This window comes from Clostridium sp. AN503, assembly GCF_040719375.1.
GTDB lineage: Bacteria > Bacillota > Clostridia > Lachnospirales > Lachnospiraceae > Brotaphodocola.
This window is the reverse complement of sequence record NZ_JBFDTP010000001.1, coordinates 1,184,259-1,206,790: the sequence shown is the minus strand read 5'-3', so window position 1 is coordinate 1,206,790 and position 22,532 is coordinate 1,184,259. Positions and strand designations below refer to the sequence as shown.

Genomic DNA, 22,532 nt, shown 5'->3' with positions numbered 1-22,532 from the left:
TAACACCCCCTACAGGCAAGGAGAACATGTATGGAACTTAAAATCATGCAAAGCCCAGAAGTTAAAGAAACCCGGATCACGATAGAATGCCAGTCTGTAACCCAAAATCTCCGGCATATTATCAACGTGATTCAGAATATGGAAACCTTTATCATTGGATATCAGGAAAAATCCAGCTTTAAAATTCCGGTTGACTCGATCCTTTATATCGAATCCATCGAAAACCGGACCTTTCTTTACACCCGTTCCGATACCTTTGACAGCAGACAGCGGCTCTACGAACTGGAAAAGAAGCTGGCTGATCTGGATTTTATCAGGATCAGCAAAAATACGATTGTAAACCTGCATCAGATCGAACAGGTCCGATCCATTGGAATCTCGAAACTGGAACTGGTGTTGGTAAACAAAGAACGTTTGATTGTAAATCGTAATTATTTATACAACTTTAAACAGAAATTCATGGATTGAGAGGATAAATATGAAAAAACTTTATGATCTTATCAGTACTTTTTGTATCTTAATAACAGCCTCTGTAATAGCTTATTTTTCATTTTATACGGATTCCCACACTGCTGTGATTTCATATGACATTTTACTAAAATATGCCGTAATCATTGTTCTCGCCATGCTGATATTTGAGGGGGTAGCCCTCCTGCCGATCCAGAGTGCTGTTCTGGCCTATATGCTTACAGCTTCACTCATTACGCTGGAAACCGTTTTATTAGAATGCATAGTCTGGAACTGGCTTCCGCTCACCGTGGTCAATACTCTGCTTCTAGCTGCCTGGATATTTATTGTCAGTGGGATCATAACGCTCCTGTTTCTGAAAAAAAACAGAGAAGACGCCAGATTGATAAACCAGCAGATTGAGAAATGGAAACGCCGCGCTTCTGCTGAAAACAGTTAACCTTAATTGTTCCTCAAATTCATAAAAAGCAGATGGTAATAATAATCCTGAGTGTCATATTATCCCGTCTGCTTTTTACTTTTATTCAAATGTTGTTCTTTAAATTTTATAATACAAAAAAGTAAAATAAATTTCAAAAGCTATGGACAGCTTATAGAAATTCTGCTAGTATAAAAGAACATTTCGAGTGAGATCAGGTTAATCCACTTTCTTGCAGTCTCTGCAAAACATTTCTCAATCGATACAATCTATATTCAGGAGGTATTTCTATGACCGATGTAACACCCCATGCAGCAAACCGGGAGGTAAAATCCAGTGCATTCACCACCTTATTCGGGACTCCGGAAAATGCAGCAAAGCTGTACGCTGCCTTAGATGAGCAGGAAACCGTATCGCCGGAAGATATTGTTTTCCAGACGCTGAGCGGCGTTCTGTTCATGGCGCGCAAGAATGATCTGGCGTTCACAGCAAGAAATAAGGTACTGGTGATCAGCGAGCACCAATCGACCCTCAACGCAAACATGCCGCTTCGGGACGCGATCTACTATGGACGCACCATGGAAAAGATGATCGAACCGAAAGCGCTGTACCGGACCGCACAGATTCCCATCCCAACCCCGGAGTTTTTTGTATTCTATAATGGTACAAACGCTTTTCCCTCTGAGAAAATCCTGAAACTTTCTGACGCATACCTTGAAAAAACAGACTCTCCTATGTTAGAATTAAAAGTAAGGATCATCAACATCAATCTGCCGGTGAATCACCCGATCCTCAAGCGGTGCCGGCCACTTTACGAGTATTCCTTTTTTATCCAGAAGATCCGGGATTACGTCGAAAGCGGGAAGAACCGGGATGAGGCGATCGTCCTTGCGATGAAGGACTGCGAACAGGAAGGGATCATGGCAGAATTCCTGAAAGAGCATGGAACGGAGGCGGTGAATATGCTGTATACGGAATTTAATATAGACGACGCTCTGGATGTGCGGTTTGAAGAAGGCATGCAAAGGGGACAGCAGGTAGGAATGGAGATTGGGCAAGAGATCGGCCAGGAGATCGGCCAGGACGCCATGCTGAAGCTGGTCAACGCCATGATAGCCGATGGTCATTCGGAAGATCTGCCGAAGTTACAGCAGGATCTGGATTTCAGAAAATCCATGTTCGATAAGTATCATATAGACAAAGTACAATCTCTGCCAGAAAAGCAGATCTGACCGAAACCCTGAAAGAGCATGGAACGGAGGCGGTGAATATGCTGTATACGGAATTTAATATAGACGACGCTCTGGATGTGCGGTTTGAAGAAGGCATGCAAAGGGGACAGCAGGTAGGGATGGAGATTGGACAGAAGATTGGGCAAGAGATTGGCCAGGAGATCGGCCAGGAAGCCATGCTGAAGCTGGTCAACGCCATGATAGCCGACGGCCATTCAAAAGACCTGCCAAAGTTACAGCAGGATCTGGATTTCAGAAGATCCATGTTTGAAAAGTATCATGTAAACGAAGTATAATATCATATGCTAGTAAAAGTGACAGGCGTGGTTCGTATGAATCGCGCCTGTCATTTTGTAGGATTATCTATTTCCCAACAGCCCCTTGCGCTGTCACCTCTGCCGCCAACGCCTGGGCCGCCTCTCCGATCCCTTCGGCAAATGTTGGATGCGCCATAACAACGGCTGCCAGATCTGCGGCTGTCATTTCACTGGCAATAGCCAGTTCCACTTGCCCGATCATATCCGTAGCACGGGCGCACATAAGCTGGGCACCTACCAGTTTGCCGCTTGATTTCTCCGCAACCAGCTTGATAAAGCCCCGCTCCTGAAGGGTCAGCACGGATTTTCCGTTTACGGACATAATATATTTTGCGGTAACCACATCGATCCCCAGCTGTTTTGCCGCATCCGCAGTCATACCCGCGCAGGCAATCTCCGGATCTGTGTAAACGCAGGACGGGATCACTCCAAGATTCTGACTGTACGGGATGCCAAACATATCCTCCACCGCCCGGCAGCCTTCCGCCGTCGCCACATGGGCAAGCTGAATGCCTCCCACAACATCGCCCACAGCCCACACGCCGGGAATTATGGTCCCGTATGCTGTATCCACAATGATATGCCCTTTCGGAGTGAACAGTTTTTCCCGGGAATAAACATCGATCACGGACTCAGCGAACAGTCCGTCCACATTTGTCTTCCTTCCAACAGAGACCAGGATTTTCTCCCCTGTTACGGAGAATGTCTCTGTCTCTCCTTTTTTATTCACCTGCTCATAGTGACAGACCATACCTGCTTCTGTCTTCTCCGCAGCGGTGACGCGGGCTGAGGTGATGATCTCCACACCGCGTTTCTTGAGAATCATCTTCAAGTTCTGGGCAATCTCTTTGTCCATACCCGGCAGAATCCGGTCCATAGCCTCCAATACTGTCACCGGAACGCCCAGATTGCTGTATACTGTCGCCATCTCCATGCCGATCACGCCGCCGCCTATGATAATGATCCCACCGGATTCAGAGGCGTCTCCCGGCAAAGTCACGCCCAACTCATCGCCATCCAAAACCGTATCACTGTTTAAAACCCCTGGCAGGTCAAACCCCGGAATTGGCAGAGAGGCCGGTGCCGAACCAGTCGCGATCAGGACATGATATGCCTTAAATGTCTCTGTCTTATCATCCTGCCCCTGAACCGCAACAGTGACTATCGTCTTTCCGTTCCCTGTTCCTGCCGTTGCGCTTTGCTGCGCCGCACAGCTTTCTGCTGCATCGGTCACGCCCACAACCTTTCCGACGCCCTGGAACACCTCCACTTTCTGCTTCTTCAATACCTGCGCTATTCCATCCCGCAGAGATGCCACTGTCTTATCCTTATGCCCCCACAATGCGGCTTCATCCAGAACAGCGTCAGAGCACCGTATCCCAAAACGCTCCGCGCCTGCGATCTCCCGATACAGCTCCGTACTGTGAAGCAGCGTCTTTGTGGGAATACACCCCCGGTTTAAGCAGGTACCGCCCAGATCCCGCTTTTCCACCAGCGCCACTTTTTCCCCCAGGCCCGCCGCCTTGAGGGCTGCCGGATATCCTCCCGGCCCTGCTCCGATGACCAGCAGGTCGTACAATTTCTCCGCCTGATCCAACCTTTATCCCCTCCCCACTCATTAGTTTTATGTCAACTATCTTGTATACTATCCGCCATCAAACATTCTATCACATCTGCCAGCATACTCAGCCTGCCCTCTTCCAGCCTGTTCGCTTTCCCTGCCTCAGGCTGCTCCGCTTCCGACGGTTTCGCTTCCGGCTGCTCAGCCTCCAACTGCTCTGCTTCCGACGTTTTCGCTTCCGGCTGCTCCGCCTCCAACTGTTCCGCCTCAGGCTGCTCCGCCTCCAAGCTTTGCTCAAGCTTCCTCATCAGCTCCTCTTTCCGGTACCGCACACCTTCCAGCCGTTTCTCCGCATACGGTGAAAATCCCACATCCATGGCATCTGTCCAGACCACCGCGCGGCGGATCACTCCCTCCGACACCTCCAGTTGGATCTGAACCTCTCCCCATGAAAACTTCCGCGAGACTTCATACTGAAACGGAATCTTTCTTCCATACAGCCATTCCCAGGACCCGAATCGCTCCTGCCTTTTTTCCAGCTCCCCGCTGTCAATCCTCCGCATATCATACGGCTCCGGCGCAACATGCTCAGCCCCCGAGACAGCCCCATCCTCCAGCGCCTTCCCGATAATCTCCGCCGCTCCGCCATAGACGTCCCCAAATGCTCTGACAAGCGCCTCCTCCATCTGCGAAACCTTCAGCTCCGGGACATATTCCTCCAGATTCACCACCCGGCTTTTCACCGACTCCACGCCCTTCGACTTAAGCTTTTCCTTCGAGACCGTCAGATAATTCCCCATCAGCCCCTTATCGGCACGGATCAGGATCGTTCCATGATGGTAACAGCAGTCCCCTCTGCGGTAAAATGCATTGCCCGAAAACTTCCGGCCTTCCACAGTCAGGTCATTGCGTCCATTACGGATGGCCGGAATCCCGAAGGACTGTACCGCCCGCAGGATCACCTCAGACTGCTTCTCCACATCATAATCTGCTCTCCGCGCCAGAAACGTAAAGTTCAGATTCCCCAGGTCGTGGAAGACAGCTCCCCCGCCGGAGAGACGGCGGGCCACAAACCCGCCGTCCTCCGAAAGAGCCTCCACCCGGCACTCCCGCCAGGCATTTTGATTGTATCCGATCACCACCGTTTTCCGGTTCTGCCACAGATAAAGGATGACCTCATCTTCAGCCACATGGTCCAGGAGATATTCCTCCAGCGCAATATTATGGTAGGGATTCGTCTCCCGGTTGATCATATAGGATAACCGCTTCATGGTTCAAACCCATACCGGAGCTTCGGGCTGCGCGCCGCCTGCACCTCATCCAGCCGTTTTACCACGGTCGTGTGGGGCGCGGTGCGGATCTTCTCCGGATCCGTCTTCGCGGTCTCATGGATCTCCAAAAATGCATGGATCAGCTCATCTAAGCTTTCCTTTGACTCCGTCTCCGTTGGTTCCACCATCAGAGCCTCATGGACGATCAGCGGGAAATACATGGTCGGCGGGTGGATCCCGTAATCCAGAAGGGCCTTCGCCACATCCATGGCATTTACCTCAATATCATGCTTCTCCTGCTCCAGGCTCATAACGAATTCATGCATACAGGTCTCATCATAGGCCATCTTGTAGGCGTCTGAGAGCTTCACCCGGATATAGTTGGCATTCAGTACCGCATTCTGGCTGGCCTGGCGGATGCCCTCATGACCCAGCATCAGCACGTAGGTCAGCGCCTTCACTACCACCAGGAAATTGCCGTAGAACGCTTTTACCGAACCGATGGATTCCGGATAATCAGCAAAATGATACACGCCTTCCTCATCCATGACCACCTGATGCCCCGGCAGATAATCCTTTAAAAATCCCTTGCAGCCCACCGGCCCGCTTCCCGGGCCTCCGCCGCCGTGAGGCGTGGAAAAGGTTTTATGCAGATTCAAATGCACCACATCAAATCCCATGTCTCCCGGACGGGCCACGCCCATGATCGCGTTTAGATTGGCCCCATCGTAATAATTCAGGCCTCCCGCCTCGTGGACGATCCGCGTGATCTCCAGGATATTCCGGTCAAACAGCCCTACGGTGTTGGGATTGGTCAGCATAAGACCCGCCGTATCCTCCCCCACCGCCTGGCGCAGCACATCCAAGTCCACGCAGCCGTCTTCCCGGGACGGGATATTGACCACCTGGTATCCAGCCATCACAGCGCTGGCCGGGTTGGTCCCATGGGCGGAATCCGGCACAATGATCTTGTTCCGCTTTTTGTCTCCCCGGTGATCGTGGTAGGCCTTGATGAGCAGCAGCCCGGTAAATTCCCCATGGGCTCCCGCCGCCGGCTGGAAGGACATGTGATCCATCCCGGTGATCTCAGCAAACAGCTTATCCGCCGTGTGCAGCACCTCCAGGCAGCCCTGTACCGTCTCCTCCGGCTGGAAGGGATGAACGCCAGTAAATCCAGGCAGGGAAGCCGTCACTTCATTGATCTTCGGGTTGTATTTCATCGTACAGGAGCCCAATGGATAAGCTCCGTCATTGACTCCGTGGGTCTCCTTTGCCAGCTCCGTGTAGTGGCGGCTGATGTCATTTTCCGACACCTCGGGCAGATGCAGCGCCTGCTTCCGGCCCAGCTCCTCAAGCTCCACGACCGGCACATCACATCCGGGCAGGATAGAGCATCTGCGCCCCGGTACGCTCCGTTCAAATATCAGCTTCATACGGCTGCCACCTCCTTTGCCAGACGGACCAGCTCATCCATCTCCTGTCGGGTATTCATTTCCGTGGCGCACCAGAGGATCCGGTTGCCCGGCAGGATCAGCCCGCCCAGATAGCCCCTCTGCTCCAGATGTTTCATCAGAACGCCTGCATCCGCAGGACACTCCGTCACAAATTCATGGAAAAATGGTTTCTCGTATACCGGGGCATACCCCGCCTTCTTTAATTCCTCCCGCAGATAATGGGCCTTGGAGGTGCAGAGTGTTGCCGCCTGCTTAAGCCCTTCCGCTCCCATGGCGGATAAATACACCGACGCTGTCAGCGCGCAGAGAGCCTGGTTGGAACAGATGTTGCTGCTGGCTTTTTCCCGGCGGATATGCTGTTCCCTCGCCTGAAGGGTCAGCACAAAGCCGCGTTTGCCCTCGCTGTCCACTGTCTCTCCCACGATCCTGCCGGGAAGCTTGCGCATCATTTCCTTTGTAGCTGCCATAAATCCCAGGTACGGTCCGCCAAATCCCATCGCCATGCCAAGCGGCTGCCCTTCCCCGACCGCCACATCGGCGCCGCATTCCGCCGGGGTCTTCATGACCGCCAGCGCGATGGGATTGCAGCCCATAACGAACTTCGCGCCTTTCTCATGAGCCATCTGCCCCAGGGCTTTAGCATCCTCCAGGATCCCATAGAAGTTGGGCTGCTGCATATAGACGCAGGCCACGGTCTCATCCAGCATGGCTCCAAGAGCCTCCATGTCGGTGACGCCGTCTTTTTCCGGGATCACGCAAAGCTCCGTATCGCGTCCGTAGCAGTAGGTCTTCATAACCTTTAAAACCTCCGGCGGCGTTGTTGCCGACACAAGCGCCTTCACCCGTTTCCGCTCCTTACACATGAAAATGCTCTCCGCCGCTGCCGTCGCCCCGTCATAGACAGAAGCATTGGACACATCCAGCCCGGTCAGTTCGCAGATCATGGTCTGAAATTCAAAGATTGCCTGAAGATTGCCCTGGCTGATCTCCGCCTGATAAGGCGTATAGGCCGTAAGGAAATCCTCTTTAGACGTCACACTTTTTACAATGGCAGGTATGTAGTGATGATAAGAACCTGCGCCCCGGAATATATGCGCAAACACCCGGTTCTCAGCCGCCATGGCCTCCATCCTGGCCCCTGCCTCCATCTCGGAAAGCCCCTCCGGGATGGACACCCCGTCCTTTAAAAATACGCTCTCCGGCACATCGGCGAATAATGCGTCGAAGCTGTCATAACCGGCAGCCTTAAGCATTTCCTCCTGCTGCCTGCCGGTGCTGGAAATAAAATCCCCCACAGTCTTTCTCCCTCCCGTCTATGCCTCTTTGGTAAATGCCTCGTAAGCGGCGGCATCCATAAGCTCCTCCGTGTCCGTAACATTGGCAGCGCGGATAAACCATGCTCCGTAAGGATCCGTATTGATGCTCTCCGGCACGTCCAAAAGGTTCTCGTTGATCTCCGCAACCTCTCCGGTCACCGGCGAATACACATCCGATACCGCTTTTACCGACTCCACATCCCCAAACGCCTCGCCCGCGGTCAGCTCATCCCCCTCCTCCGGAAGATTGACAAACACCAGATCCCCCAGCTCATTCTGCGCGTAATCCGTCAGACCGATCAGAACGGTCCCGTCCTCCTCCTCTTTTACCCACTCGTGTGATCTTGTGTACTTTAACTCCTCTGGAAAATTCATAATTCTGCCTCCTGCATTCATTTTATTGGTATTTATTCTTTCTTGTTTCTTTGCTTCTATGACGGTTATTTCTTTTCTCTCTTATAAAATGGCAGCGCCACGATCTCAGCCGCCACGCGCCTGCCACGCACATCCACCTCTACGGCAGTCCCGGCTTCCGCATCCGCCGCGTCCACAAGCGCCATGGCTATGGGATACCCCAGAAACGGCGCATGGGTCCCGGATGTGCTGACGCCGATCTGCCGGTCCCCGATATAAACAGCCTCGTGCTCCCGGATAATGCCCCGCCCGGTCACTTTAAGGCCGACCCGCTTTCTCTGCGGCGCTCCCGCTTTTTCCAAAGCTTCCTTACCGATAAATGCTTCCTTCCCCATCTTTACGGCAAATCCAAGGCCGGTCTCAAGGGGAGTGATCGTCTCATCCATCTCGTGTCCGTAAAGAGGCATGGCCGCCTCCAGCCGCAGAGTATCGCGCGCACCCAGCCCGCAGGGGGTCAGGCCGTCCTCTTTCCCTGCTTCCATGAGCGCCTCCCACATCTTCGGCGCATCCTCCGCCGCCATGTAGAGCTCATAGCCGTCCTCCCCCGTATATCCGGTCTTCGATATCACGCAGGGGATCCCCGCCGCTTCCGTGTGCGGGTTGCAGCTGTAGTATTTCTTCGGTATATCCTCCTCTTTTGCCAGCCTGCAAAGGATATCGTGAGCCTTTGGCCCCTGCAGCGCGATCTGCCCCACCGTATCGGAAATGTCCTTAAACTCTGCATTGCCGAACTCATGCTCCTTCATCCAGGCAAAATCCTTATCCTTGTTGGACGCATTCACCACGATAAAATAATGGTCCTCCCGGATACGGTACACGATCAGATCGTCCACCACGCCGCCATTCTCATAACACATGGGGCTGTAGCGGGCCTGGCCGTCATACATGCCGGTAAAATCATTGGTCAGCAGCCGGTTCAGATTCTCAAGCGCATCCGGCCCGATACAGGTCACCTCCCCCATGTGGGATACATCAAACAACCCGCATGCCGTCCGCACCGCCAGATGCTCCCTGATCACGCCCGTGGGGTACTGCACCGGCAGAAGATAACCGGCAAAGGGTACGATCTTCCCGCCGCTCGCCGCGTGGATATCGTACAATGGTGTCTTCCGTTCCATACTCCCTTTTCCTCCTTTTCATTCCTTTGTTAAATATAAGACACATAAAAAGGACATATAACCGCGCACTGATGCAAAGTTATATGCCCTGTCTTCGTACCTGAAAGATTCATCCTCGTCGGTGGTGCTGCGCCTTTTAACGCCTTCACCTTTCCAGGGGTTCGTCCAGATCCGGTCCTTTTGCCTGAGAGTTTCTCTCCCCTTCGGCGCCGCGTGAAATGCTCCCCGCAGTCTCTCCCGAACCCTTCAACCGATTGTTCTTTTGTAAGTACATCGTACCATAAAAGCAGTTCGTCTGGCAACCGGAATCTTTGTTAAATATTTGCTTTGCACAATGTCCTATTGACATACTGCCTCAAAACACACTACAATAAAACGCAAATAAAACAGAAACGAGAAAAACCATGAACATCGACATGATCACAGCATTAAAGAAGCCCTCCATTTACACTAAATCAGAGTCTGCATTTTGGGATGATGAATATATCTCAAAGCAAATGCTGAAAGCCCATCTGGACCCGGATTTTGAGGGAGCCAGCAGAAAGCTTGATTTTATTGAACAATCCGCATCCTGGATCAAAGAGCTGCTCCCGCCCGCCCAGTATCCGCGTCTCCTCGATATCGGATGCGGCCCCGGTATCTATGCCGAGAAATTTGCACAGGCAGGATATAACGTAACCGGGATTGACTTTTCCAGGCGTTCCATCGAATACGCAAGACAGTCCGCTCAAGACAAAAACCTGGATATTTCTTACCTGTATCAGAACTACTTAGAGATGGACCTCGACAGCCAGTTTGACCTTGCCACCATGATTTACTGTGACTACGGCGCCCTGTCAACAGACGACCGGCGAATTCTCCTTGGCAGAATCCATCACCACCTGAAACCGGGCGGAAAACTGCTGCTGGACGTGTTCTCCATGAAAAAATTTAACGACTTCCAGGAACGGCAGACCTGGGAGATCTCCCCCGGCAACGGCTTCTGGAGATCCAGCCAATATATGGAAATAAACGGCCAATACAAATACTCAGAAAATGTAACGCTGGACCTCATCGCCATCATAACCGAGCAGGAAATAACCCCCTACTATCTATGGAACACCTGCTTCTCAGAAGAAAGCCTTACAAAAGAAGTGACACATTCCAATTTCAATGTGTGCAAGCTATTCGGAAATGTAGCTGGCGGTCCCAGCCATACCGAAAGTGATACGATCGCAGTTCTGCTGGAAAGACCTTAGGGATTCCCGTACCTGCGCTTCCGCATTTTGCGGCGGCGATACCGGATTAATTTCATTGTCTTTTCCTCCAAAATGATATAAAATATAAGTCCGAGAGGAGAGAGAAACCTATGATAAAGAAAGAAATATCCGAGATCAAACGCCAGTTCACCCCGTCCAACTGCTCGATCACCCGCATCTGCGGCTGCTATGTGGACGGTGAAAAAAATAAGAAAACAGAGTTTAAGGAGGCCTTTTTATCCCTGCCGGAGGACGATATGTTCAAGTATTTTGAGATCCTCCGCAAGAACCTTTCCGGCACCCTTGGGAAAAACCTGCTGAATCTGGAATTCCCCTTAGACTCCGAGATGGAAGGCGGCCCGCAGGAATTTCTGCTGAAGCTCCGTAACAGCAGGCTACAGGATGACGAGATCCTGGATGCGTTCTACGACCGTATCATCGAGACCTACGATTATGTGGGCAACTACTTGATCCTGCTGATCCACGACGCCTATGACATCCCCGGCAAGACCTCAGACGGCATCGAGATGGAGGACGCCTCCGACGAGGTGTACAGCTACATCATGTGTTCCATCTGCCCCGTAGACTTGTCAAAACCGGGCTTAAGCTACGACGAGCTGGAAAACAGCTTTAAGAACCGGGTCCGCGACTGGGTCGTCGGGATGCCGGAAATGGGCTTCTTATTCCCGGCGTTCAACGACCGTTCCACCGACTTACACGCGACCCTGTACTACTCGAAAAACGGAGACGACTTACACGACTCCTTCATTGAGCAGATGCTTGGCTGCCCGCTTCCGCTGCCCGCCGGATACCAGAAAGAATCCTTCCAGGCAATCATCGAGGAGACCCTGGGCGACGCCTGCAGTTATGAAACAGTGAAGACCATACATGAGAATTTAAGCGAGATGTTGGAAGAGCACAAGGACGCCCCGGAGCCGCTGGTCCTGGACAAATACCAGGTCAAATCCTTACTGGAGCACAGCGGCGTGGAGGAAGAACAGTTAGAGACCTTTGACAAGACCTTTGACGAGACCGCCGGAGAACGGGCAGCCATCTTTGCCAACAATATTGTCAACACCCGTGTGTTTGAGGTGAAGACCCCCGACGTCATAGTCAAGGTGAACCCGGAGCGCACCGACCTAATCGAGACCCGCGAGATCGACGGCCGCCAGTGCCTGGTCATCGCCATCGACGGCGGGGTGGAGGTCAATGGGATCATGGTGAAAGGCGGCGCGCAGGGAGAAGAAGAAACCCAATAGCCTGCATATTTTCCAAACTCTTGTGAAATATCAATCGGCACCCGGAAACGGCTAAAGAAAACGGTTCCCGGGTGCATCCTTAATTCACTATCAGCTCTCATCATTATGCATTTCCGGTAATTTCCCCGCTTGCTCAATAATCTTCTTTTCCTGAGATTTTACACGCCGCTCTAACTTTTTAATATCTTCAGAAGGCGGCAGATTTTCCGGTTTAATTCCTCGTTGCCCAAGCATATCCCGGACTGAACGATTATTTTGAATATGCTCTCCGGTGATGGATCCTTCGCCCTGTAAATCCTTTTCTTCCACATTGTAATTCGTCATTTCTGTTGCAAGATTTTTGGCTGCAATAGTAAGTGTTGGAAGAAAATCTGCTAATGGCCGTTTATCTTTTACACCAAGCCGCTTTTTCATTTCCTGCGTAGAATAACCTCCAAACAGAGCTTTGTCGCCTTTGGAACGAATACGCCCAAAACCTGCATCATCTACACCTCGCTCATAAATATTTTGAGACAAGCGTTTTTCGGATTCTCGAAGTCTGACACGAGCCTCTGTTCTTTCAATCAATGCTATCCGTTCTTCGATTAATTCCTGTTTTCTTGTCTGAACTGCGAAATAGCTTTGTGCAAACGCAATTTCTTCTTTTTTAGGATCTCCATTTTGTGCAATCAAGTAGCAGGCATAACGAGTGAGCATATAATCTTTAACATTCCTTTTTGCACCACTCCCCAATTCAACCATTTTCGTGACCTCACGAAAATGGTCTGATACCGTTATACCTGATGTATCACACGATTCCATTGCACGACTAATTGCTTTATCAAAATTTTCCCACCGCTCATAACCAAGTAATAACATCAGTTCACGAGCATACCAAAATTCAATATCTGCATCAACAACATTGTGTATCACACTGTCATATTGCAGACGAATCTGTTCGATTTTTCTTTTATCCATATTCTTACCCTTTCCTTCTATACAAAGTCCTCTTCACTCTTATTCAAATATCTCCACAACGTCGTGCGGCTGATACCCAGCTGGCGCGCTGCCGCCGCCCGGTTGCCATTATGGGCTGCAACCGCCTGCTGCACCACCCCGCCGATGATCTCCTCCAGTGTACACTCTATATCCAGCGAAGCTGCCGCCGGGACCGGGCTAAGACGCAGGGAGCGTTCCTTTGCCAAAAGCTCCGCCACCGCGTTGCTGCGTATGTAGGTCGAAGCCGTGAGTGTTGCCAGTGTCCGCAGCACATGCTTGAACTGCGTATAGTTGTTCGGCCAGTCGTACTGGCGGAGCATCTCGATGGCCCTCGGCTCAAAGCCGGAGATCTGCTTGCCCAGCTCGATCTTTAAGTTGCTGAGGTAAAGACTTGCCAGCGAAGGGATCTCGTCCGAACGACTGCGCAGGGACGGCAGGTTTAAGGTCAGGCAGCCCAGCCTGGTGCTGAACCGGCGCATCATATCAGGGACCGGTTCCCCATCGCGGCAGACAAATGAAAAGAGCAGCCGCACCCGGCGGGCCAGACCCGTTTCCAGGATAGCCGCCAACAGTTCCGGCCCCCGTGTCTCGGGCAAAGATTCAAAATTCTGAAAATACACCGTATTTCCGGTTGCATTCAAAGGCGAATTGTCGTGTCCCAACAGAAAATCCCAGCTTTTTTCCGTCATCAGCTCACAATTGACCAGCACAAACGGTTTATTTGCCAGTGGACTGTGCAGATACAAATACCGGGCAATCTGCTCCTTTCCAGTTCCCGCCTCTCCCCGGATCATGACAGGCTGCCGTACTGCAGCCAGCGTCCGGATCTCGGAATCCAGCGTCCCCATCGCCCCGCTGATGCTGTAAAAACTGGTCATAAACAGATACTCGCACTCTCCCCTGTTCATGGAACGCAGCCCCCGTCCCCATTGGGAATGCAGGGAAATCCGCGACGGCACACAATAAAACAGGCTGTACCGCTCATCATCCATCAGAAGCGTCTGCGCCGTGATCCTGTACAGCTGATCCCGCTCCGTATGGTAGAATTTGAGCGACCCGGCGGACGGCACTTCCCGCAGGCGTTCCCGCAGCGCTTTTAAAAGCCCCTCCGCGGGCTTAGTCGGACTGCTGTAGAATACGGCCCCGTCATGCTCCAGAACAACCACGCGGCCGTTCTGATCCTGGGTGATGCTGCGCAGGAACAGGTTTTCCTGCCGGAGGCGCTGGAACCACTGGCTGATATTGACCGCCTGGTCGATGGCTGTATGAAGGCTCTCCACACCCGATGTGATCAGGAACGCGTCCAGTCCCATCTGCCGGGCCGCGGTATGGGTGACCATGTCACATACCACCATGCGGTAGCCGTCCTGTTCCAACCGTTCCAGAATCTGAGGAACCTCGTCAGCACTGTGCACGGTCAATATATCCAGATGGTAACCCAGCAGGTCGCACAGAGTATGCGCGGGTTCCGTAATGCTGGGGAACCCCACGATCGCATACAGGTCCGAATAATTCTCAGCCAGCTTCATGGCGCTCAGCACATCGTAGACTGAAAGGTGGATATCCACCACTGGAAGATCTGTCACCTGGCGGATCAGCATTGCGGTGCCGCCCCGGGAAATGATGCAGTCATAAGAATTGGGCGGCATACGCTGCACAACAGCGGCTCCTTCCAACAGGTCGCCGATATAAACATCCAGCTGAACATCCGGGTAAGCCTGAGCCGCGCGTTCCATGACCGTGCGCATTCCCTCATATGGGGCAATCCCCAGAATCCGTGTACCTGTTTTGACCATCGCAAATCCCCTCCGTTTCATTTTGGGACTATTATAACAGATATTTGTGCAAAAAGCATTATCGCAACGTTTTGTTTTGAAACATTTTGTAATTAATTTTGTGTTAAAATTTTTAAATGTTTCAAAATGAAACTGTTTTTGCGCATTTTCCCGATGCACAGCGTCATTAAATCCCCCATAATGGTAATATGAAACAAAAAGAAACTGTCCCGGCGGCTGGCTGCCGGGTTGGAAATGAAGAGAGGAGGGGACACATGATCCTTCTTTTGATTATCGCGGACGATTTCACCGGAGCGCTGGACACCGGCGTACAGTTTGCAGCCCACGGGATCAGGACCCGCGTTGTCGTGGACCCGGAAGTGGATTTTGCCGCGCAGGAAGCCCAGGTTCTGGTCATCGATACGGAGACCCGGCATCTTCCGGCCTCCAAAGCCTATGAGGTGGTCGCGGGACTGACCAGGCGCGCCCTTGACGCCGGAGTGCGGTATATCTACAAAAAAACCGATTCCGCGCTGCGGGGCAACATCGGAGCCGAGCTGACTGCCGTTTTTAAAGCCAGCGGCGTGGGCCAGCTCCCATTCCTGCCCGCCTTTCCGCAGACAGGCCGCATCACCAGCGGCGGCGTTCATTATGTGGACGGTGTACCGGTGACGGAAAGCCCCTTTGGGCGTGATCCATTTGAACCGGTGACGCACGCTGTCATCACCGAACTGATCGCGGAACAGAGCGACCTGCCCGCCAGAAGCTTCCCTGCGCTGACAGACGAGGACGGCATCCCGCAGGACAAAGGCATCCTGGTGTTTGACGCAGCCGATGCCGGTGACCTGTTGCGAACAGGCCGTAAACTTCTGGAACATCACACGCCGGAACATCAGCTTCTGGTCCAGGATAGCCCGCACATTCTGGCAGGCTGCGCCGGTTTCGGAGCTGTATTGCCCGAGCTGCTTGGACTAGCCGGAGAGACGGCACATCCGCTGCCAAAGCTCGATCCAAGGCTTTTAGTGGTCTGCGGAAGCGTCAATCCCATCACATTGGCGCAGCTTGACCGTGCCGAACAGGACGGCTTCGCCCGCCTGCGGCTCACTCTGCGGCAGAAACTGGAACCAGGCTACTGGCAGAGCGACGTGGGGAAAAACGACCTGATCCAGATCGAGAAAATGCTGGCTGCCAACCCGCTCTGTATCATCGAATCCAACGACTTAGGCGGCAACCGGCCTACCGCGGAATATGCAGAGAAGCTGGGCATTGACTTAGAAACCCTGCGTGTCCGCATCGCAGGAAGCCTGGGATACTTAGTCGGTGAGATCTTCACCAGTCCCTCCCTTGGCACCCTGCTCCTGACAGGAGGGGACACCCTGCTGCAATGCATGAACTGCATCGGCGTCCGGGAACTGGAACCGCTCTGCGAACTGGAAAAAGGCGTTGTACTGGCAAGCTTTACTTACAACGGCTGCACGCGCCACGTTATCACCAAATCAGGCGGCTTCGGACAGGAGAGCCTGCTTACCGATCTGACAAAAAAACTGGAGGAAAAATTATGACGTATCCAAAGCTTCCCTGTCTGACCTGGGACGGTACCATCTATGAAAATGAAGAAATGGGCACCTTAGAAGCGCTGCTTCCCACCGGAGGTTATCCCACCGCACACGCCCCGGCCCTTCTGGAACTTCCGGACGGCAGCCTGCTGTGCTGCTGGTTTGCCGGCACCTATGAGGGCAGCGCTGATATCCATGTGATCTGCTCCATCCTGCCAAAAGACGGCGCGGCATGGCTGCCGCCGGTGGATATCTCCGGCGACCCGGCCCGCAGTGAGCAGAACCCTTCCCTGTTCTATGGTCCCGACAACGCCGTGTGGGCCATGTACACCGCCCAGCTGGACCGTCAGGAGGGCAAGGACAACATGCAGTTTACCTCCGTGGTCCGCTGCCAGAAGAGCACCGACGGCGGACGGAGCTGGGGCCCCTATGAGACCTATTTCCCGGAGGAGGGAACCTTCTGCCGCCAGCCGATCCAGATCCTTTCAAACGGACGGTGGATCTTGTCCAACTGGATCTGCACCGATTCCGCCGACGGCCTCTCCGGAGACCCCACCGCATTCCGCATTTCCGACGACCAGGGCAAGACCTGGCGCAAGGTCATGATGCCGGAGAGCAACGGCCACGTCCACGCCAATGTGGTGGAGCTGGAGCCTGGGCACCTGGCAGCCTTCATGCGCAACCGGGAAGCCTACCGCATCCACCGCAGCGAGTCCTTTGACTGGGGTGAGACCTGGAGCAAGCCGGAGCCGACGCCGCTGCCCAACAACAATTCCAGCATCAGCGCCGTCAAGCTCCAGAGCGGGCGTGTCGCCATTGCATACAATCCGACCTGCACGCCTGACCCGCAGCCCGGCAAGGCGGCCTGGCCGGGACTTCGCTGCCCGGTAGCCGTGGCCTTATCCGAGGACGGCGGCCTGACCTTCCCGGTCATCCGGTGGATGGAGCGGGGCGAGGGCTTCATCGGCGACGAGAACAAGACCAACAACAAACAATATGAATACCCATACATCATGCAGAGCCGGGACGGCATGCTGCATCTGGCATATGCCGCACGCACCCGCCTGGGTGTCAAATACATCCGCTTCACCGAGCAGGACGTGCTGGGAGCCAAACGGGAGCGCGTAGGCTTATACAACCCCACCGCTGCCCAGAGCCACTGATCCACACCACAGACCAAGGAGGTTTCTAGAAATGCTTACCACCTATAATTTAAAAATGCCCCACGCCGTCTACGGCGGTGAAAACGCAATGGAGCAGATCACCACGATCTTAAAAACTGCCGGAGTCAAACGCGTGGCGATGTTCACCGATAAAGGGATCGAAGCCGCCGGACTGTTCCGGCTGCCGGAGGAGGCAGTTAAGGCCGCCGGAGCCGGCTACTATGTGCTGGACGACCTTCCGGCGGAACCGAGCTACATGGCTGTTCAAAAACTGGTCGACCAGTTCAAGGAGAGCGGGGCCGACATGATCGTGGCCTGCGGCGGCGGCAGCGTCCTGGACGCAGCCAAGCTGGCCAGCGTGCTGGTGACCGATGAATACGGCGTCAAGGAGCTGCTTGACGATCCGGGACGCGCCAAAAAATGCGTGCCGATCATCCTGATCCCCACCACCGCCGGAACCGGAGCCGAGGTCACCCCCAACTCCATCGTAGCCGTGCCGGAAAAAGAACTGAAGGTCGGCATCGTCAACGAGAACATGATCGCAGATTACGTGATCCTGGACGCCCGCATGATCAAGAACCTGCCGCGTGGGATCGCTGCCGCAACCGGCGTTGACGCCCTGGCCCACTGCATCGAATGCTTTACCAGCAACAAATCCAACCCGTTCAGCGACCTTTACGCCCTGGAGGGCCTGGACCTGATCTTCAACAACATTGAGAAAGCCTGCGACGACCCGGAAGCCATGGAAGCCAAGAACCGCATGCAGATCGCAGCCTACTACGGCGGCCTGGCTATCACCGCCAGCGGCACCACCGCAGTCCACGCCTTAAGCTATCCTCTGGGCGGCAAGTACCATATCGCCCACGGCGTTTCCAACGCGATCCTGCTGGCCCCGGTCATGCGCTTCAACGAACCCGCCTGCCGGGAACGATTCGCCATCGCCTATGACCGCTGCTGCCACGATGAGGTTAAGACCTGCAAGACCGCAGAGGAAAAATCCGCGTGGATCATCAGCCGTTTGGAACAGATCGTAAAGCACCTGGATATCCCCACCAGCCTCAAAGAATTCGGCGTGCCGGAGAGCGACTTGGACAGCCTGGTGGAAGCCGGTATGCAGGTTCAGCGCCTGCTGGTCAACAACCCGCGTACCCTTACGGCCGAGGATGCCCGCGCACTTTATAAAGAGATCATGTAAACGGCTGATGCAAACTGATACGCAGTCGTAAAAACTGCCCTGCAACATGCAGATTTAAAATGAAAATATAAGATAAACCAGTAGGAGGAATCTCATGAAAGCAATCGAACTGAAAGGTATTATCCCGCCGATCATCACCCCCATGTATGAGGACGAGAGCATCAACGTGGCAGAGCTCCGCCGCCAGGTAGACCGCATGATCGAGGGCGGCGTCCACGCGCTGTTCCCCTTCGGCACCAACGGAGAAGGCTATATCCTGACCGCGGCGGAAAAAAAGCTTGTTCTGGAAACCGTCATCGAGCAGTGTAACGGCCGTGTCCCGGTCTACGCAGGCACCGGCTGCATTTCCACCAAAGAGACCGTCGAGCAGAGCAGGATGGCCCAGGCCGCAGGCGCGGACGTGCTGTCCATCATCACCCCCAGCTTTGCAGCCGCCAGCCAGGAAGAGCTGTACACCCACTACAAGACCGTAGCAGAGGCCGTGGATATGCCGATCGTACTGTACAACATCCCTGCCCGCACCGGCAACGCCCTGGCTCCCGCCACCGTGGCCCGTCTGGCTGAGATCGACAATATCGTAGGCGCCAAGGATTCCAGCGGCAATTTCACCAACATCCTGGGATACATAGACGCAGGCAAAAAGAAGAAAAACGGGTCATTTTACACCTTGTCCGGCAATGACCAGCTGATCATCTGGACCCTGATGGCAGGCGGTACCGGCGGGATCGCAGGCTGCGCCAACGTCTACCCGCACACCATGGCTTCCATCTATAACCTGTTTATGGAAGGCAGGATCGACGAGGCCAGAGCCGCTAACGAAAGTATCCAGAGCTTCCGCGCCTGCTTCAAATACGGCAACCCCAATACCATTGTCAAGACCGCCACCCGCCTTTTAGGCTACGAAGTCGGCCCCTGCCGCGCACCGTTCAACCAGGTTCCGGAGGAAGGCATCCAGGCTCTCAAAAAGGTTCTGGCTGAGAACGAAGCCAAAGGCATGCACTAAGAAAGGGGGGAATGTTATGAATGAAAAGCCAATCGTCGGCATTACCATGGGCGATCCCGCAGGCAACGGACCTGAGATCACGGTCAAAGCGCTGGCTCACGCCGACGTCTACGACCGCTGCCGCCCCATCGTGGTCGGCGACGCCAAAATGATCCAACAGGCGGCCCGCTTCGTCGGCCGCTCCGATATCACGATCCACCGCTGCGAAAAAGTAAGCGATGCACAGTTCACTCCGGGTACCATCGACGTACTGCATCTGGAGCTGATCCCCGACGCAGCAGCATTTCCCATCGGGAAAGTCAGCATCGAGGGCGGAAACGCCGCGTTCCAGTGCGTGAAAAAAGTCATCGAGCTGGCTCTGGCCGGTGAAGTGGACGCCACCTGCACCAACGCCCTGAACAAGGAAGCCATGAACAAAGCCCTGGAGGCAGACCACGGCGAACAGTCCGACGGACATACCCATTTCGATGGACACACCGAGATCTACGCCACCTATACAGGCACCAAAAAGTATACGATGATGCTGGCCCACCATGACCTGCGGGTCGTGCACGTTTCCACCCATGTTTCCCTGCGCGAAGCCTGTGACCGTGTGAAAAAGGACCGTGTCCTGGAAGTCATCGAGATCGCCCACAAAGCATGCAGGGATATGGGCATCGAAAACCCAAAGGTCGCCGTCGCCGGTTTAAACCCCCACTGCGGTGAGAACGGTCTTTTCGGCACCGAGGAGATCCAGGAGATCAAGCCGGCCATCGAAGCCGCCAAAGCCGAAGGCATAAACGCCATCGGCCCGATCCCGCCGGACAGCGTATTTTCCGAGGCGCTGGGCGGCTGGTACGACATCGTGGTCTGCATGTACCACGACCAGGGGCATATCCCCTTAAAGACCGTCGGGTTTGTCTACGACCGCGGCAAGCAGGAATGGAAAGCCGTCGAGGGCGTCAATGTGACCCTGGGGCTTCCGATCATCCGTACCAGCGTGGACCACGGCACCGGATTCGCTCTTGCAGGCAAGGGCACCAGCAACGAACTGAGTCTTGTCAACGCGATCGATTACGCCATCCGCATGGCTGAAAGCCGCAAAGCATGACCGTGAAAACCAGGAGGAAAGTAAAATGACAATTCAGATGATTATCGCGTTAGCGATCACCGTATTCATGGTCATCCTGATCATGACAGACAAACTGCCTTTCGGCGCGCCGCCGCTGCTGGCGTGTCTGCTGCTTGTAGTCTTCGGCATTGCCGACATCAAAGCCGCATTTGCCGGATTTTCCAATGCCACCATCGTCATGCTGGCCGAGTTCATGGCGATCATAGCTGCCCTTCAGAAAACCAGTTTTATCACCGGTTTTAAAAACACCATGTTCAACATGGCGAACAAAGGCGGCTTCCGGGCCTATGTACTTATGATACTCATTGTCATGCTGGGCTGCAGCATGTTCGGCACCGGCTCCACCGCCTACTATGTGCTGACCATCGGACTGCTCTCCACCCTGCCCTACAGCAAAAAGCTTCCGCCGTCCAAGATCATCATGACCGCGGGATTTGCTGCCAACCATCCGCTGATTCCGTTCAACACGGCGCTGCAGTACGGTATCGTACTTGCCGTTTTAAACAGCGCGGGCGTTATGGCCAATGTCTCCGTTGCAAAATTTGCCGTTGTAAACCTGTTCCTTTCCCTCGGTTTCCTGGCAAACTGCCTGATCCAGTATAAGCTGCTGCCGGACCATCCTATTTCAGCCGCATCGGAAGACGCCAAAGCTCAGGGCGCAGTTGTATCCACCCTTCCGAAATGGAAAGAGCAGGTTGTCTACGTTGCTTTCGTGGTGGCTGTGATCGGTATGATCCTTCAGGGCAAGATCGGCGACGCAGGCTATGCGATCCCGGGTCTGTCCGTAGCAGTGATCCTGGTGATCGGAGTCATGGACTTTAAGGAGATCCGCGATGCCATCAGCGCGCCCATCATCCTCATGTCCGCAGGCGTTATCGGTATCGCCGACGCCCTTGGAAGCACCGGCCTTACCAACCTTGTCGGTTCCACCGTAGCCGGTATGCTAGGCACCAGCATCAACCCCTTCATCATGATACTGGTATTCTGTATCCTTACCAGCGTGCTTGCGACCATGACCGGTTCCACCATCGGTACGGTTTATGTCTTCGCACCGCTTGCCATCGCTACCTGCACAAGCCTGGGCTTAGACCCGACCGCCGCCGCATGTGCCATCGTGATATCCGGATGGTGCGGACACTTCCTTCCGATCGACGGTATGCCCGCTATGGTCATGGGCGTCGGCAACTACAAGCTTTCGGAGTTCTGGAAATTTACGATACCCCAGTACTTTATCCGCCTGGTAGCCCTGACCGCCGGCTCCCTGCTGATGTTCCCGATGTAAATCTGAACAGGAAGAGGTATGATCATGAAAAATATATTTGAACTGGAACATATCGGCATCAATACCCCCGACGCCGAAGAAGCCGGAAAGCTGGCGCAGCTTTTGAGCATGATGTTCAATTTAGAACCCCGCCACGGCCAGAAATCCGAGTTCGGCGGCCCCTATTTTGAATGCATGAAGGCCCCCTTCCTGGGTGCAAACGGACATATCGCCATGCGCACGCCGGATCTGACCGCCGCGGTGGAAGAGCTGAAAGAGAAGGGATTTACCTTCCGGATGGATACCGCCGCTTATATGGATGACGGCAGACTGAAGAATATCTATCTGGATGGAGAATACGGCGGGTTCGCCATTCATATCATGCAGAAATAAGTGATGCCTGAGATGGAATCTGTAAGGGCAG

21 protein-coding genes and 1 riboswitch are annotated in these 22,532 nt (G+C 53.8%); of the genes, 13 read left to right on the top strand and 8 right to left on the bottom strand.

The annotated features are described in order from the left end of the window. The first annotated feature begins 30 nt into the window (after positions 1 to 30). The 4 genes from AB1I67_RS05490 (at position 31) to AB1I67_RS05475 (ending at position 2,414) form a co-directional block, all read left to right on the top strand. Positions 31 to 468, top strand: a complete 438-nt coding sequence (locus AB1I67_RS05490) for a LytTR family DNA-binding domain-containing protein (RefSeq protein WP_367028798.1) — start codon at positions 31 to 33, stop codon at positions 466 to 468. A 10-nt stretch (positions 469 to 478) separates the two neighbouring features. Continuing rightward, a complete protein-coding gene (locus AB1I67_RS05485; protein ID WP_367028797.1) occupies positions 479 to 907 on the top strand; it encodes a hypothetical protein in 429 nt (142 codons plus the stop codon). Between the two features lie 269 nt (positions 908 to 1,176). Next, on the top strand, positions 1,177 to 2,118 hold the full coding sequence (locus AB1I67_RS05480) for a hypothetical protein (protein WP_367028796.1): 942 nt from the start codon (positions 1,177 to 1,179) through the stop codon (positions 2,116 to 2,118). 38 nt (positions 2,119 to 2,156) lie between these two features. Next, positions 2,157 to 2,414 carry a hypothetical protein gene (locus AB1I67_RS05475; protein WP_367028795.1) on the top strand — a complete coding sequence of 86 codons (258 nt, stop codon included), beginning with the start codon at positions 2,157 to 2,159 and terminating at the stop codon, positions 2,412 to 2,414. A gap of 67 nt (positions 2,415 to 2,481) precedes the next feature. Here the strand turns inward: AB1I67_RS05475 and lpdA are convergent, their stop codons facing one another. From lpdA to gcvT, 6 genes are all read right to left on the bottom strand, one after another. Beyond that, a complete protein-coding gene (gene lpdA / locus AB1I67_RS05470; protein WP_367028794.1) occupies positions 2,482 to 4,032 on the bottom strand; it encodes a dihydrolipoyl dehydrogenase in 1,551 nt (516 codons plus the stop codon). 32 nt (positions 4,033 to 4,064) lie between these two features. After that, positions 4,065 to 5,267 carry a lipoate--protein ligase gene (locus AB1I67_RS05465; RefSeq protein ID WP_367028793.1) on the bottom strand — a complete coding sequence of 401 codons (1,203 nt, stop codon included), beginning with the start codon at positions 5,265 to 5,267 and terminating at the stop codon, positions 4,065 to 4,067. After that, entirely contained in the window at positions 5,264 to 6,700 is a 1,437-nt protein-coding gene (gene gcvPB / locus AB1I67_RS05460) for an aminomethyl-transferring glycine dehydrogenase subunit GcvPB (RefSeq protein WP_367028792.1), read from the bottom strand. The genes AB1I67_RS05465 and gcvPB overlap by 4 nt, the downstream gene beginning before the upstream one ends. Next, on the bottom strand, positions 6,697 to 8,016 hold the full coding sequence (gene gcvPA / locus AB1I67_RS05455; RefSeq protein ID WP_367028791.1) for an aminomethyl-transferring glycine dehydrogenase subunit GcvPA: 1,320 nt from the start codon (positions 8,014 to 8,016) through the stop codon (positions 6,697 to 6,699). Before gcvPA ends, gcvPB begins: the two co-directional genes overlap by 4 nt. An 18-nt stretch (positions 8,017 to 8,034) precedes the next feature. Further along, the gene (gene gcvH, locus AB1I67_RS05450) at positions 8,035 to 8,412 is read right to left on the bottom strand and encodes a glycine cleavage system protein GcvH (RefSeq protein ID WP_367028790.1); all 378 of its coding nucleotides are present in this window, start codon (positions 8,410 to 8,412) and stop codon (positions 8,035 to 8,037) included. A 65-nt stretch (positions 8,413 to 8,477) separates the two neighbouring features. Then, positions 8,478 to 9,569 carry a glycine cleavage system aminomethyltransferase GcvT gene (gcvT, locus tag AB1I67_RS05445; RefSeq protein WP_367028789.1) on the bottom strand — a complete coding sequence of 364 codons (1,092 nt, stop codon included), beginning with the start codon at positions 9,567 to 9,569 and terminating at the stop codon, positions 8,478 to 8,480. A gap of 162 nt (positions 9,570 to 9,731) precedes the next feature. Beyond that, a riboswitch (glycine riboswitch) is annotated at positions 9,732 to 9,819 on the bottom strand. A 154-nt stretch (positions 9,820 to 9,973) separates the two neighbouring features. Here gcvT and AB1I67_RS05440 point away from each other — a divergent pair. Next, positions 9,974 to 10,807 carry a class I SAM-dependent methyltransferase gene (locus AB1I67_RS05440; RefSeq protein WP_367028788.1) on the top strand — a complete coding sequence of 278 codons (834 nt, stop codon included), beginning with the start codon at positions 9,974 to 9,976 and terminating at the stop codon, positions 10,805 to 10,807. 110 nt (positions 10,808 to 10,917) lie between these two features. Continuing rightward, positions 10,918 to 12,066, top strand: a complete 1,149-nt coding sequence (locus tag AB1I67_RS05435; protein ID WP_367028787.1) for a DUF4317 domain-containing protein — start codon at positions 10,918 to 10,920, stop codon at positions 12,064 to 12,066. Between the two features lie 90 nt (positions 12,067 to 12,156). On the opposite strand, the gene dinD is transcribed toward AB1I67_RS05435, so the two are convergent. Beyond that, positions 12,157 to 13,023, bottom strand: coding sequence for a DNA damage-inducible protein D (dinD, locus tag AB1I67_RS05430; protein ID WP_367028786.1), 867 nt, complete (start codon positions 13,021 to 13,023; stop codon positions 12,157 to 12,159). A 17-nt stretch (positions 13,024 to 13,040) separates the two neighbouring features. Next, positions 13,041 to 14,840, bottom strand: coding sequence for a PrpR N-terminal domain-containing protein (locus AB1I67_RS05425; protein WP_367028785.1), 1,800 nt, complete (start codon positions 14,838 to 14,840; stop codon positions 13,041 to 13,043). A gap of 254 nt (positions 14,841 to 15,094) precedes the next feature. Here AB1I67_RS05425 and AB1I67_RS05420 point away from each other — a divergent pair, with 254 nt between their 5' ends. The 7 genes from AB1I67_RS05420 (at position 15,095) to AB1I67_RS05390 (ending at position 22,501) form a co-directional block, all read left to right on the top strand. Beyond that, complete coding sequence (locus AB1I67_RS05420; protein ID WP_367028784.1) at positions 15,095 to 16,381, top strand: four-carbon acid sugar kinase family protein; 1,287 nt, start codon at positions 15,095 to 15,097, stop codon at positions 16,379 to 16,381. Next, positions 16,378 to 17,538 (top strand): sialidase family protein, encoded by a 1,161-nt coding sequence (locus tag AB1I67_RS05415; protein WP_367028783.1) that lies wholly within the window; start codon positions 16,378 to 16,380, stop codon positions 17,536 to 17,538. Before AB1I67_RS05420 ends, AB1I67_RS05415 begins: the two co-directional genes overlap by 4 nt. A gap of 31 nt (positions 17,539 to 17,569) precedes the next feature. Further along, positions 17,570 to 18,733 carry an iron-containing alcohol dehydrogenase gene (locus tag AB1I67_RS05410; RefSeq protein WP_367028782.1) on the top strand — a complete coding sequence of 388 codons (1,164 nt, stop codon included), beginning with the start codon at positions 17,570 to 17,572 and terminating at the stop codon, positions 18,731 to 18,733. Between the two features lie 94 nt (positions 18,734 to 18,827). After that, complete coding sequence (gene dapA / locus AB1I67_RS05405) at positions 18,828 to 19,736, top strand: 4-hydroxy-tetrahydrodipicolinate synthase (protein ID WP_367028781.1); 909 nt, start codon at positions 18,828 to 18,830, stop codon at positions 19,734 to 19,736. Between the two features lie 16 nt (positions 19,737 to 19,752). Next, positions 19,753 to 20,826 (top strand): 4-hydroxythreonine-4-phosphate dehydrogenase PdxA, encoded by a 1,074-nt coding sequence (gene pdxA / locus AB1I67_RS05400; RefSeq protein WP_367028780.1) that lies wholly within the window; start codon positions 19,753 to 19,755, stop codon positions 20,824 to 20,826. A gap of 25 nt (positions 20,827 to 20,851) precedes the next feature. After that, positions 20,852 to 22,129, top strand: a complete 1,278-nt coding sequence (locus AB1I67_RS05395) for an SLC13 family permease (RefSeq protein ID WP_367028779.1) — start codon at positions 20,852 to 20,854, stop codon at positions 22,127 to 22,129. Between the two features lie 24 nt (positions 22,130 to 22,153). Then, on the top strand, positions 22,154 to 22,501 hold the full coding sequence (locus AB1I67_RS05390; RefSeq protein ID WP_367028778.1) for a 2-dehydro-3-deoxyphosphogluconate aldolase: 348 nt from the start codon (positions 22,154 to 22,156) through the stop codon (positions 22,499 to 22,501). Positions 22,502 to 22,532 lie beyond the last annotated feature (31 nt).